The sequence below is a fragment of the Janthinobacterium sp. SUN033 genome (assembly GCF_030397595.1).
GTDB lineage: Bacteria > Pseudomonadota > Gammaproteobacteria > Burkholderiales > Burkholderiaceae_D > Janthinobacterium > Janthinobacterium kumbetense.
In genome coordinates, this window is sequence record NZ_JAPQNV010000005.1 from 265,961 (window position 1) to 283,096 (window position 17,136).

A 17,136-nucleotide genomic window follows, 5' to 3' on the forward strand; every position below is an offset into this window, starting at 1 on the left:
CGCAAGGTTCAATCGTTGAATGAGGGCATCAATTGCATTTCGTAGTGCATGTCATCGCGGTGGCGTGGCGCTGCCGTATCGCCGAGGAAACTGTTGCAACCGAGGCCGCCTTGTGGCGCGGCCGTCAGCGCCATGCCCCGCACCTCGCTGGCGCGCAGCATCAGCACGATGTCGTAGCGCACGAGCGGCTGGCCGAACAGCATCAGCATGTGGCGCAGCGCCTGGCTGGCCGGGGCACGGGGCAGGAAGCTGGCGTGCTGCTGCGCCGTGAGCGGGCCGAGGCGCAGGCGCACGGCCAGGTCGGGACGGCGGCAGCGCGCGCCGACGAGGGCGCGCTGGCCCAGCACGGCGTTTTCCCTGCCCAGCGCCGTTTGTTCGCGCGGCGCCAGTACATCCATGGCGCCCGTCGCCTCGTCGATGTGGCAGGGCACGCCGAAATGGTCGCCGAGGATGCGCGCCATGACGATGGACGAGACGTCGTGTTGCTGGAGCAAGCCGCTGTACAGGCCGGCCGCCGCCTCGTCCTGGTCCGGGCGGCAAGCGGCCAGGGCCAGCAGGCGCGACAGGAAGTCGCCCGCATGGCCGGCTTGTTCGATGCGGTATTTTTGCCAGGCCTGGTAAAACAGGGCGACGGCGCGGCTGGAAAACAGGTCGAGAAAAGCGCGCGGGCCATTCTCGCGTTCGCTATGCTGGTGCGCGGCGATACGCTCCGAATAGTGGCTGGGCAAGCTGCCCTGGCAACCCAGCAGGCCCATGAAGGCGGGCGTGAGGTGGATGGGCTGGCCGTGACCGGACAGCAACGCTTGCAGCAGGGTATCGGCATCGGCTATGCCGCCGGTCGTGAGCGCCTCGACCTGGCTGGCGGGAAAGCGCAGCGAGACGCTATTGTCGAAGCGCACGAACTTTGCCAGCGCCGTGTGCTCGTCGACGCCGTGTGCGGCCAGCCAGGCCAGCAGCAGGCGCAGCGCCTGGAAGCACTCGAAGCGCTGCGGCGCGTCGAGCAATTGCTGGATCACGCTGGCGTGGCGTCGGCGCTGCGTTCCGGGCATCGCAGGATTTCCTCGCCGCTGCGTTGGGACCGCAGCGTCAGTTGGGTAAAGCAGTTGAGCTGGCTGTTCAGGGCGAAATAGCGCTGCAGCACCTGGGCAAAAATATAGATGCTGCAGCCGACGAAAGCTTGCTCGTCGATGCCCAGGCGGATGGCGATGCCGGGCATCAGGGTGGGAAACGGTACGGTGGGCATCCACGCGCGCGTGCTGCCGTGCTCGAGCGTGAGGATGCCCTGGATCAAGCGTTGCGTGGCGGGCGAGCGGGGCAGGTCGTACAGACTGAGCATTTTCTGGAATTCGCCCAGGCCCGCTTGCGTCAGGCTCGAGTAATTGAGCGACAGATGCGCAATCAGGCGCCAGTGCGTGTCTGCCAGGAAACGCACGCTGGGCGTGGGCTTGCGCAAGAAGCGCGCGGGGATGCCGTCGGGCACGTCTTCGGCCAGCAGGTCGCCGCCGGGCAAGCCGTAGTGCAACTGCACGGGCAAGTCGCGGTTGCTGCACAGCAGCTGCGTCGAGACGGTGGCGCTGGCCGGGCTGTCCGGGGAGAATTGCGGGTCGATCAGGCTCAGGCGCATTTCATGGCCGGGGCTGATGGCGGCCACGGCTTCGTCGCGGCGCGCCAGCCAGTATTGACCATATTCCTGGCCACGCTCCTGGTCATATTCGGCCTGGGCGCCTTGCAGCGAGGCATACAGCGGCAGGAAGGCGCTCAGGCGATCGCCGGCCTGATCCTTGCGCACCACGGTGACGGCTTCGATGCTGTGGATGTCGTAGGCAAACGCATGCGTGGCATCGGCCACCAGGGCGTAGTCGGGCTCGGTATGCGTGAGGCGGATCGGCACGCCGGACTTGGCGAACAGGTTGACGACGGGCGTGCAGCCGAGCAGCAGGTTGTCGCGGCTGGCGCCGGACAAGAGCCGCGCTTCGTGGCTGTCGCTGCGCACGCCCTTGAGCGGCAGGTGCAAGGTGAATTGGCGGCACTGTTTTGGCAGCAGGGGCGCCAGCAGCGACCATCCGATATCGATGAAGTGAAATTTTTCCGGAAAGGCAAAGTATTCGGTCAGCAGGCGCAGGGCCGGGTGTGAACGGGCGGAAATGGGAATCAGCGCCTCGTCGTCCGCATAGCCGGCCGGCGCCAGCAAGGTGCCATTGACGGCTTGCCACGGCCCGTGTTCGTCCAGCGCCACGTAGGCGCCCGCGCCGTGCAGGAACAGGGCGTCGAGCAGGGCCGCGCGCACGGACGGTTCGCCATCGGCAAACAGGCGCAGGCTGGAAAAGCCGGCCTGATCCAGGTGGTACTGCTCGCTGCTGCTGGTGAACTGAATGCTCAGCAAGGCGCTGGCGCCGGCTGGCAGGCGCAGGCCGGGCGGCGCGTCGAGGAGCGGTGAAAAATGCAGGCGAGAAATGGTCAGCGGCGCCAGGGTCACGTCATACGCGCTGGTGAACTTGCAAGCCACGCCCTGCACCGGCTGCGAGCGCAGCACCGTGCCGCGCGCCACATGCGCAAGCTGGGCCAGCTGGCCGCCGCCCGGCGCTTCGTCGGCGGCGATGCGCACGATGGAGCACGAGGGAAACGGCCGCAGGTAGTGCGGATACAGGGTTTCGAGCAGGGAATGGGTAAATTGCGGATAGGCGTCGTCGAGGCGCTTGGCGACCCTGGCCGTGAGCAGGGCGACGGACTGGATCAGGCGCTCGATGTGCGGGTCTTCGCACGTCTCGCCGGCGATCAGCAGGCGCCCGGCCGCCTTCGGATAGCGGCTGGAAAACTCGCGCGTGTACTGGCGGAACAGGCCCAGTTCACGCTCGTAATACGGCAATAGTTGTTCCACGGTCGCGCTCTCCGCCAGCAGGAAAGCTCCATGCTGGCATCAGGCGCGACCGTGTGTGTTGATGCGTAACAATGAATTTTAGAAATGGTACTCCGCGCGTATCATCGGCGTCTTCGCCGTCTGGCCCACGTTGCCCGTGGTGGCGGGCGAGTTGCCGAACTTGTTCTTCCAGTACTGGTATTCCAGGCCCACGCGGAAGGTGTTCTTGGCGCTGCCCAGGGCCGCGCCTACGTCGAACATCACTTGCATGTCGATATTCGTTTCCACTGCCGTCTTGCGCCCCACTTCATCGTTGCCTTTTGAATCGATGAGATTGAAAAAACCTTCGAACGAGAACAGCGGCGACAGGGGGATGCCCCAGGCGCCCGTCAGCATGGCGTGCGTTTTATACGTGTAGCGGCCCGTCACTTGCGAGATGGGCGGGAAGGCGCCGCTGGGGGCGTTGCTTTCGCGCAGCAACAGCAGGCTGGTGTTGAAGAAGCCGGGCACGTCCCACATCAGGGTGGGGCCGGCCACCAGCATGCGCTTGCGCGAGTTGTAGCCGACGTCATTTTTCGTGTTGACGTCGAAGCCCAGGGTAACGCCGACGCCGCGCACAGGGCCGAACTTGATGTCGCTGCCGCGCACCTTGCCGATGTCGATGGTGTTGCGGTAGACCAGGTACGCCTCCTGTGCGCCGGACGTTTTGCCCAGTGCGCCAGGGTCCTTGCTGTCGGACATGAGGAAATCGAGGTTGACGAAATTGCTGCCGTATTTGTAGCCGCTGGCGTGCGTGATGGCAAAGATGTTTTTCTTGATGTCGTCCGGATTGAATGGCTCGCGGTAATCATTGCCGGCGCGCCAGCTCAGCGCGGTATCGCTCCATTCGGCAGCCTGGGCGGTCGCGCCCACGCCGAGGGTGGTAGTGAGGCAGAGCAACAGACACGGTATGGTTTTTGGCACTTTCGGCTCCTGATGGCGGTGTGGGAAAACGGGAACTGGGGATGGCTGGACGCGTAGTCTGCATGTAGCGCTGCAATGGGATAACGCGCGCCGTTCAATCCATGATGCAAGCATCGCCGCGCCGGGCGATATGTCTTGTGCGCATACTTACTATCAGTTCCTGCATATAATCATCGCACCTTCTCGTCCTTGCGGGGCAAGGCGGACGCTGCAAAGCTGATAATTTTTTTCAAAATTGTATACAGGTGTTGTTTTTTTGTGGAAATAGAAATGCACGCCGCCGCGCCCGCCCCCCAAGCGCCGCGGATGCCGATACGATAGAGACTGAGTGTTGATTTTTTCCACCGATCGGCATCCCGCATACCACGCAGCGAGGCACGAAAAAAACAATGACGGCACGCCTGGAACTCATCGATATCAGCAAGCGCTATCCGGCCGTGGTGGCCAATGACGGCATCTGTCTCACCGTCGCGCCCGGACAGATCCATGCCGTGCTTGGCGAAAACGGCGCCGGCAAATCGACCTTGATGAAAATCATCTACGGCGCCGTGCAGCCCGATGGCGGCCGCATCCTGTGGAATGGCCGTGAAGTCGAGATCGCCAACCCGTCGGCCGCGCGGGCGCTGGGCATCGCCATGGTGTTCCAGCACTTTTCCCTGTTTGACACCTTGACGGTCACGGAAAACATCGCCCTCGGTTTGCCCGCCGGCACTAACATGGCGGAGCTGGCGCAGCGCATCGAAGCGACGGCGCGCCAGTACGGCCTGGACCTGGAGCCGCAGCGCCACGTGCACACGCTTTCCGTCGGCGAATGCCAGCGCGTGGAAATCGTGCGCGCCTTGCTGGCCAAGCCGCAACTGCTGATCCTCGATGAACCGACGTCCGTGCTGACGCCGGGCGCCGTGGAAAAACTGTTTGCCACCTTGCGCCAGCTGGCGGCCGAAGGCTGCAGCATCCTGTATATCAGCCACAAGCTCGACGAGATCCGTGCCCTGTGCCACACGTGCACGGTGGTGCGCTCCGGCAAGAACGCGGGCGTGTGCGACCCCTCGCAGGAATCGGCGGCCAGCCTGTCGCGCATGATGATCGGCGCCGAGCCGCCCGCCGTCACGCGCGTGGCGCGCACGCCGGGCGCCGCCATGCTGAGCGTGCGGCAGCTGGATCTGCCGAAGAGCCACCCGTTCGCCACGCAATTGACGGATATCAATTTCGACGTGCGCGCGGGAGAAATTGTCGGCATCGCGGGCGTGTCCGGCAATGGGCAGCAAGAATTGCTGGCGGCCTTGTCTGGCGAGGACATGCGCGCGGCCGCCGGCAGCATCGTGCTGAACGGCACGCCGACGGGACGCTTGCCGCCGGGACGCCGGCGCGCCCTGGGCTTCGGCTTCGTGCCGGAAGAAAGGCTGGGACGGGGCGCCGTGCCCGACATGGGACTGGCCGACAATGTGTTGTTGAGCTTGCAGACACCTGCCACCATCCGCCACGGTTTCGTGCGCCACAAGGCCATCGCGCAGCGGGCGGCCGCCATCATCGCCCGCTTCCAGGTGAAGGCGGGCGGGCCGCAGGCGCTGGCGCGCAGCCTGTCGGGCGGCAACTTGCAGAAATACATAGTCGGACGCGAAGTCCTGCGCGAACCCACCGTGCTGGTGGTGGCGCAGCCGACCTGGGGCGTGGACGTGGGCGCGGCCGCGCAAATCCGCGCCGAATTGCTGGCGCTGCGCGACGCGGGTTGCGCGCTGCTGGTCGTGTCGGAAGAACTCGACGAATTGTTCGACATCAGCGACCGCTTGCTGGTGATGGCAAAGGGAAAGATCTCGCCGTCGCTGGACGTGGGCGAAGCCAGCGTGGCGCAGGTGGGACAATGGATGAGCGGGCTGTGGCCGCAGGAGGCCATCCATGGCTAAGTTTGCCTTGCGGCTGGAAGCCCGTCCCACACCGTCGCGGTTGATGTCGTGGCTGTCGCCCGTGCTGGCCGTGCTGCTTACGGTGCTGTGCGGCGCGCTGTTGTTTCTTGCGCTGGGACACGATCCGCTGGCGGGCCTGGCCGTCTTCTTTGTCGAACCCTTGCGCGACGCGCACGGCTGGTCCGAGCTGGGCATCAAGGTGGCGCCCCTGCTCTTGATCGCCGTGGGCCTGGCCATCTGTTTTCGCGCCAACATCTATAACATCGGCGCGGAAGGACAGCTGACCCTGGGCGCCATCTGCGGCGGCGCGGCCGCCCTGTACCTGGATGACGGCGTGGGCGGCGCGGCCATCATCGGCGTGTCCTTGCTGGCCGGCATGGCGGGCGGCATGGTGTGGGCGGGCCTGGTGGCCTGGCTGCGCGACCGCTACAACGCCAGCGAAATCCTCGTCTCGCTGATGCTGGTGTATATTGCCCAATTGTTGCTCAGCTATCTCGTGTATGGCGTGCTGCGCGACCCGGAAGGGTTTAATTTCCCCCAGTCGAAACTGCTGTCCGATGGCTTGCTGTTGCCGATGGTGATCAGCGATACGCGCTTGCACGTGGGCATCGTGTTTGCCTTGCTGGCCTCCTTGGGCGGCTGGCTGTATCTGTCGCGCAGTATTGCCGGTTTTCGCCTGCGCGTGGGTGGCATGGCGCCCGCCGCCGCCCGCTATGCCGGTTTTTCCTCGCGCAAGACCTTGTGGTCATCGCTGCTGATCTGCGGCGCCCTGTCCGGCCTGGCGGGCGCCTGCGAAGTGCTGGGACCGATGGGACAGTTGACGCCCACGGTGTCGCCCGGCTATGGCTTTGCCGCCATCATCGTCGCCTTCGTGGGGCGCTTGCATCCCGTGGGCGTGATTTTTTCCAGCTTCGTCATGGCCCTGTTTTATATCGGCGGCGAACTGGCGCAATCGCGTCTCGGCTTGCCCAGCGCGATCACGGGCGTGTTCCAGGGCATCTTGCTGTTCGCCTTGCTCGCTTGCGACGTGCTGATCCAATACAAATTGCGCTGGAGGAAACATGGATAACCTGGCTTTCACCATCGCGCCCCTGATCGCCGCCAGCATCAATGCGGGCACGCCGCTGATGCTGGCCGCCCTCGGTTTATTGGTGAATGAAAAGGCGGGCGTGGTGAACCTGGGCGCGGAAGGCATGATGCTGGTTTCCGCCATCACGGGCTTTGCCGTGGCCGTCAACACGGGCAGTCCCACCCTGGGTTTCTTGGCGGGGGCGGGCGCCAGCATGCTGCTGTCCGGCTTCTTTGCCTGGCTGACCGTATGGCTGGGCACGAACCAGTACGCGACGGGCCTGGCCTTGTCTCTGTTCGGCGCGGGCGCGTCCACGTACATCGGCTTGAAGTATGTGGGCAACAGCTTGCAGAATGGCCGCTTCGGCATCCCTTACCTGGAAGACATTCCCGTGCTGGGGCCGGCCCTGTTCCGCCAGCATGCGATGGTGTATCTGTCCTTGCTGCTGTGCGTGGCCATCGCCTGGTTCCTGTACCGCACGCGGGCGGGCCTGGTGCTGCGCGCCGTGGGCGAGTCGCCCGCTTCCGCGCATGCGCTGGGCTATCCCGTGCGGCGCATCCGCCTGGCGGCCGTGCTGTTCGGCGGCGCCTGCTGCGGCCTGGCCGGCGCCTTTTTGTCGCTCGTCTACACGCCCCTGTGGGTCGAGGGCATGGTGGCGGGGCGGGGCTGGATCGCGCTGGCGCTGACCACCTTTGCCACCTGGCGCCCCGCGCGCGTGGTGGGCGGCGCCTACCTGTTCGGCGGCATCACGATATTGACTTTCCACGCGCAGGCGCTGGGCGTGCCCATCGCGTCGCAACTGCTGTCGATGCTGCCGTATCTGGCGGCCATCGTCGTGCTCGTGCTCATTTCCAGCAATGCCAATTACATCAAGCTCAACATGCCCGCTTCGTTGGGGAAAAATTTCAATCCCGGAAATTAATCACTCACCACAAGGAAAACCATGTCCAAGAAACTAGTATGCGCCGCCGTTTGCAGTGCTGTTTTGATGCCCGTCATGGCCGCCGCTCCCGCGACGGCTCCGCTGAATGTCGGCTTCGTGTATATCAGCCCCATCGGCGACGCGGGCTGGACCACCCAGCATGACCTGGCCCGCAAGGAAATGGAAAAGGCGCTGGGCAGCAAGATCACCACCAAGTATGTGGAAAACGTGCCGGAGAGCGCCGATGCGGAACGGGTGATCCGCGACCTGGCGCAAACGGGCAGCAAGCTCGTCATCACGACTTCGTTCGGCTACATGAATCCCACCTTGAAAGTGGCGAAGCAATTTCCTAATGTGAAGTTCATCCACCTGACTGGCTACAAGACCGCCGTCAACGTGGCCAACACGAATGCGCGTTTTTATGAAGGCCGCTACCTGGCCGGCGTGTTGGCGGGCAAGATGAGCAAGACCCATGTGGCCGGTTATGTGGCGGCGTTCCCGATCCCCGAAGTGTTGCAGGGAGTTAACGCTTTCACGCGCGGCATGCGCAGCGTCGACCCCAAGGCGGAAGTGAAAGTGGTGTGGGTGAATAGCTGGTTCGACCCGGGCAAGGAGCGCGACGCGGCCATCACCCTGATCGGCCAGGGTGCCGACGTGGTCACCCACCACACGGACTCGACCGCCGTGGTGCAGGCGGCGGAAGAGAAGGGCAAGTATGCGATCGCCTACCACTCGGACATGAAAAAGTACGGTCCGAAGGCGCAGCTGGCCGCCGTCACCCACCATTGGGGCGACTACTATACGAAGCAGGCGCAAGCCGTGCTGGACGGCACGTGGAAGTCCAGCAGCACCTGGGGCGGCATCAAGGATGGCATGGTCAAGCTGGAAGGCATCAACGCCGCCGTGCCCGCCGACGTGAAACAGTTTGTATTGGCGCGTGAGAAAGACTTGGTAGCTGGCAAGCTCAATCCTTTCAGCGCGCCGATCAAGGATAACGATGGCAAAGTGCGCCTGGACAAAGGCGTGCTGGACGATGCAGCGCTGACGAAGATGGATTATTTTGTCGAAGGCGTGGCAGGGAAAGTTTCCGGAAAGTAATAGGTTTGAGTATAAACTTGCTGTAATATTGCCGGAAACGGGAGCAGGGCCGGGGATACATGCGCATTCCCGGCCCACCCACAGAGCAGAGCTTGAACAAGCCCGTACCGGAGATTGACCCATGGATAGACTGGAAGTATTCAAGATTATCGCGCTGCAAGCGAGCAAGGGCGAGCTGACGTTCCCCGCCAACGTCAAGGCCACCTTGAAGCTGCAGGAAGCGCTGGACGACCCCGATTGCCATATCGAAGCGGCCGCCCGCATGGTCATGGCCGAGCCGCTGTTGTCGGCCAGGGTCGTGGCCTTGGCCAACTCGGCCGCCTACAACCGTTCCGGCAATGAAATCGCCAACGTGCGCGCGGCCGTCTCGCGCCTGGGTTTTGCCACGTTAAAGTCGATGGTGGCGTCCGTCATCGTGCGCCAGCTGGGCAGCCAGATCACGGACCCGCAATTGCGCGCCAAGGCGGCCAAGCTGTGGGAACACACGGCCCACGTGGCCGCGCTGAGCCAGGTGATCGCGCGGAAAGTCACGCACGTGGACGTGGAAACGGCCATGTTCGCCGCCATCGTGCACGAAGTGGGCGGCTTTTATCTGCTGTCGCGCGCCGAGGAATATCCGGGTTTGCTGGACGACAATACCGAAGACTGGATCGAATACGGCGAAAAGCTGATCGGCCGCGGCGTGCTGCGCCAACTGCAAGTGCCCGACATGGTCTTGCAGGCCGTGGAAGGCATGTGGCATGGCGGCAGCCCGTTCCCGCCCCGCACCCTGGGCGCGACCCTGGTGCTGGCCAACGATCTGTCGCCTGTCGGCTCGCCCCTGCATCCGCCGGAAAGCGCCGCGCGGCGCCAGGCGGCCGCGAAGATCGACTTCGGCATCGGCGGCAGCACCTTGCACACCATCCTCGACGAATCGGCGGAAGAGATCGAATCGCTGGCGGCGGCCTTGTTGGTCTGACGCGGCTTCCATCGCCCATCCCCGCCTCTGCCGCGGGGATTTTTTTCGTCCGCATTTTGATCCATCTTTCCCCATGGCATACAATCGCCGGCTCGGCCATCCGCCGGACCGCTTTCCTCCTCTTACCCAAAGGATATTATGCAGAAGCTGTTTTCTTCCCTCGCCCTGACTGCGCTGGCGTTTTCCGCCCAAGCCGCCAGCGGTTTGCCCATCGTGCAGGAAGCGCCCCTGCGCGCCCACCTGGCCTTCCTGTCCAACGATTTATTGGAAGGCCGGGGCACAGGCCAGCGCGGCGCCGACCTGACGGTGGCTTACCTGGAAACCCAGGCGCAGATGGCCGGGCTGCAACCCGTGCGCGGCAGCAGCTACCGCCAGAGCGTGCAAATTGCCGGCGTGAAATCCTTGCCGCAAGAGAGCAGCCTGCAAGTCGTGGCGGGCGGCAAGGCCGTGCCGCTGGCGTTCGGCCCGGACTGGGTCTGGGCCACGGGCGACTCCGTTGCCGCGCATACCTTCGATGCGCCGCTCGTGTTCGTCGGCTACGGCATCACGGCGCCGGAAGAAGGCTGGAACGATTTCAAGGGTGCCGATGTCAAAAACAAGATCGTCGTCATGATGGTCAACGACCCGCAGCCGACCGCGCTTGATCCGAACCGTTTCGCCGGCAAGGCGCTGACCTATTACGGCCGCTGGACGTACAAATTCGAGGAAGCCAGGCGCCAGGGCGCCGCGGGCGTGTTGCTGATCCACACGAAACCGTCCGCCTCGTATGACTGGAGCGTGGTGCAGAACAGCTGGAGCGGCAGCGAGCGCTTCCAATTGGCGGACCGCACTGCCGGCACGCCGCTGCAGGGCTGGATCGCGGAAGACGCGGCGCGCCGTCTGTTTGCGGCTGGCGGGCAGGACCTGGACGCCTTGCGCGCGCAGGCGGAAAGCAAGGACTTCAAGGCCGTCGCGCTGAACGCCAAACTGTCGGGCGAAATGAAATCGGCCGTGCGCAAGGTGGAGCAATTCAATATCGCCGGCATGGTGCCGGGCACGGACCCGAAACTGAAGGATGAAGCCGTCATCTACAGCGGCCACTGGGACCACCTGGGCAAGCAAGGCAAGGATGACGAAAAAGCGGGCGACACGATCTACAACGGCGCCGTCGACAATGCCTCCGGCACGGCCGGCTTGCTGGCCATGGCGCAGGAAGCCGTCAAGCAACCCGCGAAGCGCACGCAGATCTTCCTGTGGGTGGCGGCCGAAGAACAGGGGCTGCTGGGCAGCGCCGCCTACGCGGCCGACCCGCTGTGGCCTTTGGACAAGACGGCGGCCGCGCTTAACCTCGACAGCTTGAATTTCGTGGGCGCCACGCGCGACATCGGCGCACAGGGCAGCGAGCGCACGGAATTGGGCGCGATCGCCGCCACGGTGGCCAAAGCCATGGGCATGCATATCGCGGCAGCCCGTCCCGACCTGGCCGGCGGTTATTTCCGTAGCGACCATTTCAGTTTTGCCAAGGCGGGCGTGCCCGCGTTTTCCATCAATGGCGGACGCGAGTACATCAAGGATGTCGAGGCATCGAAAGCCAAGGCGGCCGCCTACGGCCCCCGCTACCATCAGGTCACCGACGAGTACGACGCCAGCTGGGATTTGTCCGGCATGACGCAGCAGGCGCAATTTACGCTGAACCTGGGGCAAGCCGTGGCAAATGGCGCGAAGATGCCGGCCTGGAAGGCGGGCGATGCGTTCGGCAAGGCGCGCGCGCCAGCGAAATAGGGACGTAAAAAAACCGCTCGGCCGAGCGGTTTTTTTTCGCGCTGGTTCAGGTGGCGCTTGCCCGTTCCAGCCGGCGCTGCGTGTGGCGGTACTTGCTCCACACCAGCAGCATCAGCAGCGGCATGGCGCCGCCCACCATGCACAGGGCGGGCCAGCCGCCGGCGGCAAAGCTGGCGCTGGCCAGGGCCGAACCGGCCGAGGCGCCGATGAAGCCGCCCGCGATGAAGACGGTGGTGACCCTTGCCCGAGCATGCGGCGCCAGTTTATAGATGATGGATTGGTGCGTTACTTGCAGGCCCATCACGCCCATGTCCAGCAGGACGATGCCGATCAACAACAGCACCAGCGAATGGGCGCCAAAGCCGATCAAGGCCCAGCCTGCGATCGAGGCGACGGCCAGCAGCCAGGTGGCCTGGCGCGCGTAGCCGCGGTCGGCCATGCGGCCCGCCGTGTTGGCCGCAAAGGCGCCCGTGGCGCCGGCCAGGCCGAACAGGCCGATCTGCATTTCCGAGTAGTGATACGGCGCGCCGCTGAGCAAGAAGGTCAGCCCCGTCCAGAACACGCTGAAGGTGCCCAGGCCCAGACCCGAGAACAGGGCGCGCTGGCGCAGCAGCGGTTCCTGGCGGATGATGTCGGCCAAGGAGGCCATCAGCTTGCCGTACTGCAGCTTGCCACGCGGCGCTTCATTGGGCAGGATGCGGCGCAGCATGACGAGCAGGGCGGCCACGACGATGGCGGCCAGCACGTAGACGGTGCGCCAGCCGCCGCTGATCTGCGACACCGTGCCGGACACGGTACGCGCCAGCAAGATGCCCAGCAACAAGCCCGTCATGACGGTGCCCACCATGCGGCCCCGGCTGTGATCCGGCGCATACGACGCCACCATGGCCGTGACCACCATCAATGCGCTGGACGTGATCCCCATCAAGACGCTGGCGATGGCAAAGACGATAATATTCTGGCTGGTAGCGGCCAACAGCAAGGCGCCGATCTTGGCGATCAGCATCCACGTCAGCAACTGGCGGCGGTTCAGTACGTCGCTGAGGGGCACGAGGAACACGATGCCCAGCACGTAGCCGATCTGCGTGGCCGTGACCAGGTAACCGGCTTGCGGCACGCTGACGCCGAACGAGGCGGCCAGCATGGACGTGAGCGGCTGCACGTAATACAGGCTGGCGACGAGCACGCCGGCGGACAGGGCGAACAACAGGATGCGGGTGGAGCTCAGCAGGGTGCTGGCATCGACGGAAGAGCTTGCAGATTTCATGCGGTACAGCTTTCTTGGAATAATGCTTTTGGATGAGCATGATAGCGGGGCTGCACATTTCCTGCCGGGCCGGGCCGATTTTGCGGCAGGGGGCAGGCAAGACGGCAGGCAAGACGGCAGGAAAAACGGCGGGTAAACACGCCAGGCAAAAAAATCCCGGCGATCGTTGCCGATGGCCGGGAAAAGGGTATAGGGGGATATACCGAGGGAGAGTTAAAACTTAACGAGCGCCCGCCAGTTCCGCATGCACTTGCGCCGTGATTTCATACGAGCGCAGCCGGTGCTTATGGTCGAAGATCTGCGAAGTGATCATCAGCTCGTCGGCGCCCGTTTCGGCGATGAAGGCGGCCATCTTCGCCTTGACGGTGTCCGGTGCGCCGATGGCCGTGCACGACAGGACGGAATCGAGCATGGCGCGTTCCTGCGGACCCAATTGCTCCAGGTAACCGGGCACGGGCGGCTGCAAGCGCGACGGGCGGCCCGTGCGCAGGTTGACGAACGCTTGCTGCATCGACGTGGCGCGCAAGTGCGCTTGCTCATCCGTGTCGGCGGCAAACACGTTAAAGCCCAGCATCACGTATGGTTTCGCCAATTGTTTTGACGGCTTGAAGTGTTCGCGGTAATACGCCACGGCTTGCATCATCATCTGCGGCGCGAAGTGCGAGGCGAATGCATACGGCAAGCCCAGGTGGGCGGCCAGCTGGGCGCCGAACAGGCTGGACCCGAGTATCCACACGGGTACTTTCGCGCCCTTGCCGGGCACGGCCAGCACGCGCTGGCGCGGCTCGTCGGACATGTAGTCGATCAATTCCAGCACGTCTTGCGGGAACTGTTCCGCATCGGATTGCAGGTCGCGGCGCAGGGCGCGCGCCGTCGTCTGGTCGGAGCCGGGCGCGCGGCCCAGGCCCAGGTCGATGCGGCCCGGATGCAGCGCTTCCAGGGTGCCGAACTGTTCCGCGATGACCAGCGGCGAGTGGTTCGGCAGCATCACGCCGCCCGCGCCCACGCGGATGGTCTTGGTACCGGCCGCCACATGGGCGATCACGACGGCTGTGGCGGCGCTGGCGATGCCGGGCATGCCGTGGTGTTCGGCCAGCCAGTAGCGGTTGTAGCCCCAGCGTTCGCCGTGCTGCGCCAGGTCGAGCGTGTTCTTGAACGACTGGCTGGCGTCGCTGCCTTCGGCGATGGGGGCCAGGTCGAGTATGGAAAATGGAATCATGGTAGCGATATCGGGACGTGGTGGAAAATCACAATGGACGATTTGTCTATCCCCTGACCCCAGTAGGGTCGGCCTTGGAAGCGGCAGGGATGACAGGCTGTGCACATGATAATGCGAATCGGGAATTTGCGTACTGATCGGTAAAAAACTCGTATCGATTGGAAATCGGTGCGGGCGATGCTAGAGTTGGCCTCCCCACTTTATGCGCCCCGCCATGTTCAAGAAACCCATCCTGCTGACTTTGATGAGCCTGCTGCTGCAGCCCTCCGTTCACGCCGCGCCCGTCAGCCAGCAGGCGCAGGACACGGCCCGCTACGCGCTGGCCACCTATCCCGAACCGCTGATCGCCAGCCTGGCGAAGATGATCAGCTACAACACGGTGGCCGACCCGGCTGTGCCCTTTGCCGACAATCCACAGCACACGGGCTTCAAGCGCTACCTGGCGGCCGAGGCGCAGCGCCTGGGATTCGATTTCCAGGATCACGGCCACGTGCTCGTCATCGGCATGGGCAGCGGCAGCGAACGGGTGGGCGTGATCACGCATGGCGACGTGCAGCCTGTGAACCCCGCGAAATGGGCCCGTTCGCCGTTCGAGCTGGATCGCGGCAGCGAACCGGGCAAGCTGCTGGGACGGGGCACGGAAGACGACAAGGGGCCCATCGCGACGGCCCTGTATGCGATGAAAGCCATCCAGGACAAGCAGGTGCCGCTGAGCAAGCGCATCGAGCTGTACGTGTACATGGCCGAGGAATCGGACTGGGAACCGTTGAAACAGTTCCTGAAAACCCATACGCCGCCGCAGGTCAACATCACCATCGATGCGGAATACCCGGTGGTGACGGCCGAGAAGGGCTACGGTTCCATCAAGCTGACCCTGCCGCCGCGCACGGCCTTGCCGGCCAAGGGCGGCCCCGTGCTGGCGAAGCTGGCGGGCGGCTTTTTCGGCAGCCAGATCCCGGAAGACGCACAAGCCGTGATCGACCACGCGCCGGCCGCGCTGGAAGCGGCCATCCGCGCCCGCGCGCAGGGCCAGCAGGGCGTGCGCTACAGCTACGCGCGCACTGGCGATACCTTGACGGTAACGGCGCTGGGCGTGTCGGCCCACTCGTCGAAGCCGGAAGACGGCGTCAACGCCATCAGCATGCTGGCCGACGCGCTGGCCGTGCAGCCCTGGCAGGGCACGCAGGCGGCCGACATGCTGTCGTTCCTGAATGAACTGGTGGGTACCGGCATCTACGGCGAGCGCTTCGGCCAGATCGCCTACCGCGACGGTTTCATGGGGCCGATGACGGTAGCGCCTACCGTACTCAAGCAAGATGGCGGCGCGCTGGAACTGAACATCAACCTGCGCCGTCCGCAAGGCAAGACGGCGGCCGTGCTGCAGCAACAGGTGACGGCCGCCTTCGATGGCTGGAAGGCGCGGCGCCAGGTGCCCGCTACCCTGCAGGTGCAGATCGGCGAACCGTGGCTGCAGACGGACGCGCCGCAGATTCCCACCCTGCTGTCCGTGTTCGGGCACTACACGGGCATCGCGCATCCGCAACCAGTCGCCATCGGCGGCGGCACCAATTCGCGCCTGTTCCCGAACGCCGTCAGCTTCGGCCCGGCCATGCCGCACACCGTGTACACGGGGCATTCCGAACACGAGTTCATCACGGAAAAACAGCTGCTGCTGAATCTGCAGATGTACACGGCTGTCCTGATCGAGCTGGCGAAATAGCGGCTTGCAAAAACAGAGGGAAGTCATAGACTGCAAGCCTGAGACGCATCCGGGCACTGAACTTTTGATGGGGGCGCCGGTCTTACGTTTCCATGTAGGAAGGGAGCAGCTATGCATGCACAACAGGAGACCCGGCTGGCGCCAGGCAGGGCAGGCGGCGTCGCGCCGCGCCGGAGCCCGCACGAGGGGCGGTCATGAACTGGCCGCTGGAACTGGAAGTGGCGCACAAGCTGGCGCAGATGCGGGGCTGGCTGGAAGACCAGCGTGCCGGCGCCGTGCGCCTGCGCGGCGGGGACTGGTTTGCGTGGGCCACTGCGGGCGCGTCGAACAGCCACTACCATACCGCCGAGTGCGGCTGCGCGGAAGTACTGGTGACGCGCGACGCCGCCTATATCTTGACGGACGAAGCCGAAGCCATGCGCATGCGCGAGGAAGAAGTGCGCGGGCCATGGACGTGGCAAGTGTCACCCTGGATGCAGCCGCAGCTGTATGAATTGCGCGAGCATTTCGTGCAGCATGCGGCCGGTGGCGCACCGGTCCTGTCCGACCGGCCGGGCTTGCACGAACGCAGCCTGCCCGTAGCCTTGCGCGAAGAGCGGCTGGTGCTGCTGGAATCGGAACAGCTGCGCTACCGGCAGGTGGGGCAGCTGGCTGCCCGCGCGGCCGCGGATGCGTTGCGCCAGGCCCGCCCCGACTGGAGCGAGCTGGAACTGGCTGCTGCCTGCGCGCGGGCGCTGTGGCTGCGGGGCTTGCAGGCCGTGCACGTGCTGGTCAGCGGGGCGGAGCGTCAACAGCGGTATCGTCGCGCACCGCCAGCCCAGGTGGAGCTGGGCCCGCAAGCCGTGCTGGCCCTGTGCGCGCGGCGTTTCGGCCTGTGCGCTAGCCTCAGCCGTCAACGGCGCTTCGGCCCGGCGCAGCATCGCGCCGATGGCGCGGCGGTGGTCATGGACGATGCCGATGCGGCCATGCTGGCGCTGGAAGCGGTGGCGCTCGACGCTTGCGAAACGGGCCATGCGCTGAGCATGGTGTATCACGCGCTCGACAGCGCCTACGCGTATGCAGGCCAGCCCGACACGGTACGCACCAGCCGACAGGGCGGCATCCACGGCTACCTGGCGCCCGAAGTGGCGGCCGGCGCGCACACGGAAATCATCCTCAAGCGGGGCATGGCGCTGGCCTTCCACCCCAGCCTGCCCGGCAGCACGGTGGAAGACACGTTTTTGCTCGACGGCAGCCAATTGCACAACCTGACGCATGACCCGGCCTGGCCCTCGGCCTTGGTGCAGGGGCGCAGCCGGCCGCTGACCCTGGCCTTGGCTTGAAAATGATAACTGCGTGCCAACTGCGTATCAAGTGTGTGCCAAGTACGTGCCAAGTGGCGGCCAGGCGTGGAGGAAA

13 protein-coding genes are annotated in these 17,136 nt (G+C 64.7%); 8 read left to right on the top strand and 5 right to left on the bottom strand.

Going from position 1 to position 17,136, the window contains the following annotated elements:
• Positions 1 to 8: 8 nt before the first annotated feature.
• The 3 genes from tssG to OX460_RS21765 form a co-directional block, all read right to left on the bottom strand.
• Positions 9 to 1,049: a type VI secretion system baseplate subunit TssG gene (tssG, locus tag OX460_RS21755; protein WP_289899908.1), complete on the bottom strand. Its 1,041-nt coding sequence runs from the start codon at positions 1,047 to 1,049 to the stop codon at positions 9 to 11.
• Entirely contained in the window at positions 1,013 to 2,878 is a 1,866-nt protein-coding gene (gene tssF, locus OX460_RS21760; RefSeq protein WP_289899909.1) for a type VI secretion system baseplate subunit TssF, read from the bottom strand. The genes tssG and tssF overlap by 37 nt, the downstream gene beginning before the upstream one ends.
• Positions 2,879 to 2,956: 78 nt before the next feature.
• Complete coding sequence (locus OX460_RS21765; RefSeq protein ID WP_081922859.1) at positions 2,957 to 3,769, bottom strand: outer envelope protein; 813 nt, start codon at positions 3,767 to 3,769, stop codon at positions 2,957 to 2,959.
• Between the two features lie 440 nt (positions 3,770 to 4,209).
• Here OX460_RS21765 and OX460_RS21770 point away from each other — a divergent pair, with 440 nt between their 5' ends.
• The 6 genes from OX460_RS21770 to OX460_RS21795 all read left to right on the top strand — a co-directional run bounded on the left by OX460_RS21770 (position 4,210) and on the right by OX460_RS21795 (position 11,532).
• A complete protein-coding gene (locus OX460_RS21770) occupies positions 4,210 to 5,724 on the top strand; it encodes an ABC transporter ATP-binding protein (RefSeq protein ID WP_289899910.1) in 1,515 nt (504 codons plus the stop codon).
• On the top strand, positions 5,717 to 6,793 hold the full coding sequence (locus tag OX460_RS21775; protein WP_289899911.1) for an ABC transporter permease: 1,077 nt from the start codon (positions 5,717 to 5,719) through the stop codon (positions 6,791 to 6,793). The genes OX460_RS21770 and OX460_RS21775 overlap by 8 nt, the downstream gene beginning before the upstream one ends.
• Positions 6,786 to 7,715: an ABC transporter permease gene (locus OX460_RS21780; protein WP_099665241.1), complete on the top strand. Its 930-nt coding sequence runs from the start codon at positions 6,786 to 6,788 to the stop codon at positions 7,713 to 7,715. The genes OX460_RS21775 and OX460_RS21780 overlap by 8 nt, the downstream gene beginning before the upstream one ends.
• Positions 7,716 to 7,736: 21 nt before the next feature.
• Positions 7,737 to 8,813: a BMP family ABC transporter substrate-binding protein gene (locus OX460_RS21785; protein WP_099665240.1), complete on the top strand. Its 1,077-nt coding sequence runs from the start codon at positions 7,737 to 7,739 to the stop codon at positions 8,811 to 8,813.
• 121 nt (positions 8,814 to 8,934) lie between these two features.
• On the top strand, positions 8,935 to 9,771 hold the full coding sequence (locus tag OX460_RS21790; protein WP_077400451.1) for an HDOD domain-containing protein: 837 nt from the start codon (positions 8,935 to 8,937) through the stop codon (positions 9,769 to 9,771).
• Positions 9,772 to 9,909: 138 nt separating this feature from the next.
• Positions 9,910 to 11,532: a M28 family peptidase gene (locus tag OX460_RS21795; protein WP_289899912.1), complete on the top strand. Its 1,623-nt coding sequence runs from the start codon at positions 9,910 to 9,912 to the stop codon at positions 11,530 to 11,532.
• A gap of 46 nt (positions 11,533 to 11,578) precedes the next feature.
• Here OX460_RS21795 and OX460_RS21800 read toward each other — a convergent pair whose 3' ends face one another.
• Both OX460_RS21800 and OX460_RS21805 read right to left on the bottom strand, forming a co-directional pair.
• The gene (locus OX460_RS21800; protein ID WP_251349868.1) at positions 11,579 to 12,799 is read right to left on the bottom strand and encodes an MFS transporter; all 1,221 of its coding nucleotides are present in this window, start codon (positions 12,797 to 12,799) and stop codon (positions 11,579 to 11,581) included.
• A gap of 220 nt (positions 12,800 to 13,019) precedes the next feature.
• Complete coding sequence (locus tag OX460_RS21805; protein ID WP_251349869.1) at positions 13,020 to 14,018, bottom strand: LLM class flavin-dependent oxidoreductase; 999 nt, start codon at positions 14,016 to 14,018, stop codon at positions 13,020 to 13,022.
• A 214-nt stretch (positions 14,019 to 14,232) separates the two neighbouring features.
• Here OX460_RS21805 and OX460_RS21810 point away from each other — a divergent pair, with 214 nt between their 5' ends.
• Together OX460_RS21810 and OX460_RS21815 are read left to right on the top strand one after the other, a co-directional pair.
• The gene (locus OX460_RS21810) at positions 14,233 to 15,738 is read left to right on the top strand and encodes a dipeptidase (RefSeq protein WP_289899913.1); all 1,506 of its coding nucleotides are present in this window, start codon (positions 14,233 to 14,235) and stop codon (positions 15,736 to 15,738) included.
• Positions 15,739 to 15,932: 194 nt separating this feature from the next.
• Positions 15,933 to 17,060 carry a M24 family metallopeptidase gene (locus tag OX460_RS21815; RefSeq protein WP_099665235.1) on the top strand — a complete coding sequence of 376 codons (1,128 nt, stop codon included), beginning with the start codon at positions 15,933 to 15,935 and terminating at the stop codon, positions 17,058 to 17,060.
• The last annotated feature ends 76 nt before the right edge of the window (positions 17,061 to 17,136 follow it).

Excerpts from the sequence above, each read along its gene's own strand:
- OX460_RS21815 (WP_099665235.1), top strand. The coding sequence starts at position 15,933 with ATGAACTGGCCGCTGGAACTGGAAGTGGCGCACAAGCTGGCGCAGATG.
- OX460_RS21810 (WP_289899913.1), top strand. The coding sequence starts at position 14,233 with ATGTTCAAGAAACCCATCCTGCTGACTTTGATGAGCCTGCTGCTGCAG.
- OX460_RS21790 (WP_077400451.1), top strand. The coding sequence starts at position 8,935 with ATGGATAGACTGGAAGTATTCAAGATTATCGCGCTGCAAGCGAGCAAG.
- OX460_RS21780 (WP_099665241.1), top strand. The coding sequence starts at position 6,786 with ATGGATAACCTGGCTTTCACCATCGCGCCCCTGATCGCCGCCAGCATC.
- OX460_RS21805 (WP_251349869.1), bottom strand. The coding sequence starts at position 14,018 with ATGATTCCATTTTCCATACTCGACCTGGCCCCCATCGCCGAAGGCAGC.
- OX460_RS21775 (WP_289899911.1), top strand. The coding sequence starts at position 5,717 with ATGGCTAAGTTTGCCTTGCGGCTGGAAGCCCGTCCCACACCGTCGCGG.
- OX460_RS21800 (WP_251349868.1), bottom strand. The coding sequence starts at position 12,799 with ATGAAATCTGCAAGCTCTTCCGTCGATGCCAGCACCCTGCTGAGCTCC.
- OX460_RS21785 (WP_099665240.1), top strand. The coding sequence starts at position 7,737 with ATGTCCAAGAAACTAGTATGCGCCGCCGTTTGCAGTGCTGTTTTGATG.
- OX460_RS21770 (WP_289899910.1), top strand. The coding sequence starts at position 4,210 with ATGACGGCACGCCTGGAACTCATCGATATCAGCAAGCGCTATCCGGCC.
- tssG (WP_289899908.1), bottom strand. The coding sequence starts at position 1,049 with ATGCCCGGAACGCAGCGCCGACGCCACGCCAGCGTGATCCAGCAATTG.
- OX460_RS21795 (WP_289899912.1), top strand. The coding sequence starts at position 9,910 with ATGCAGAAGCTGTTTTCTTCCCTCGCCCTGACTGCGCTGGCGTTTTCC.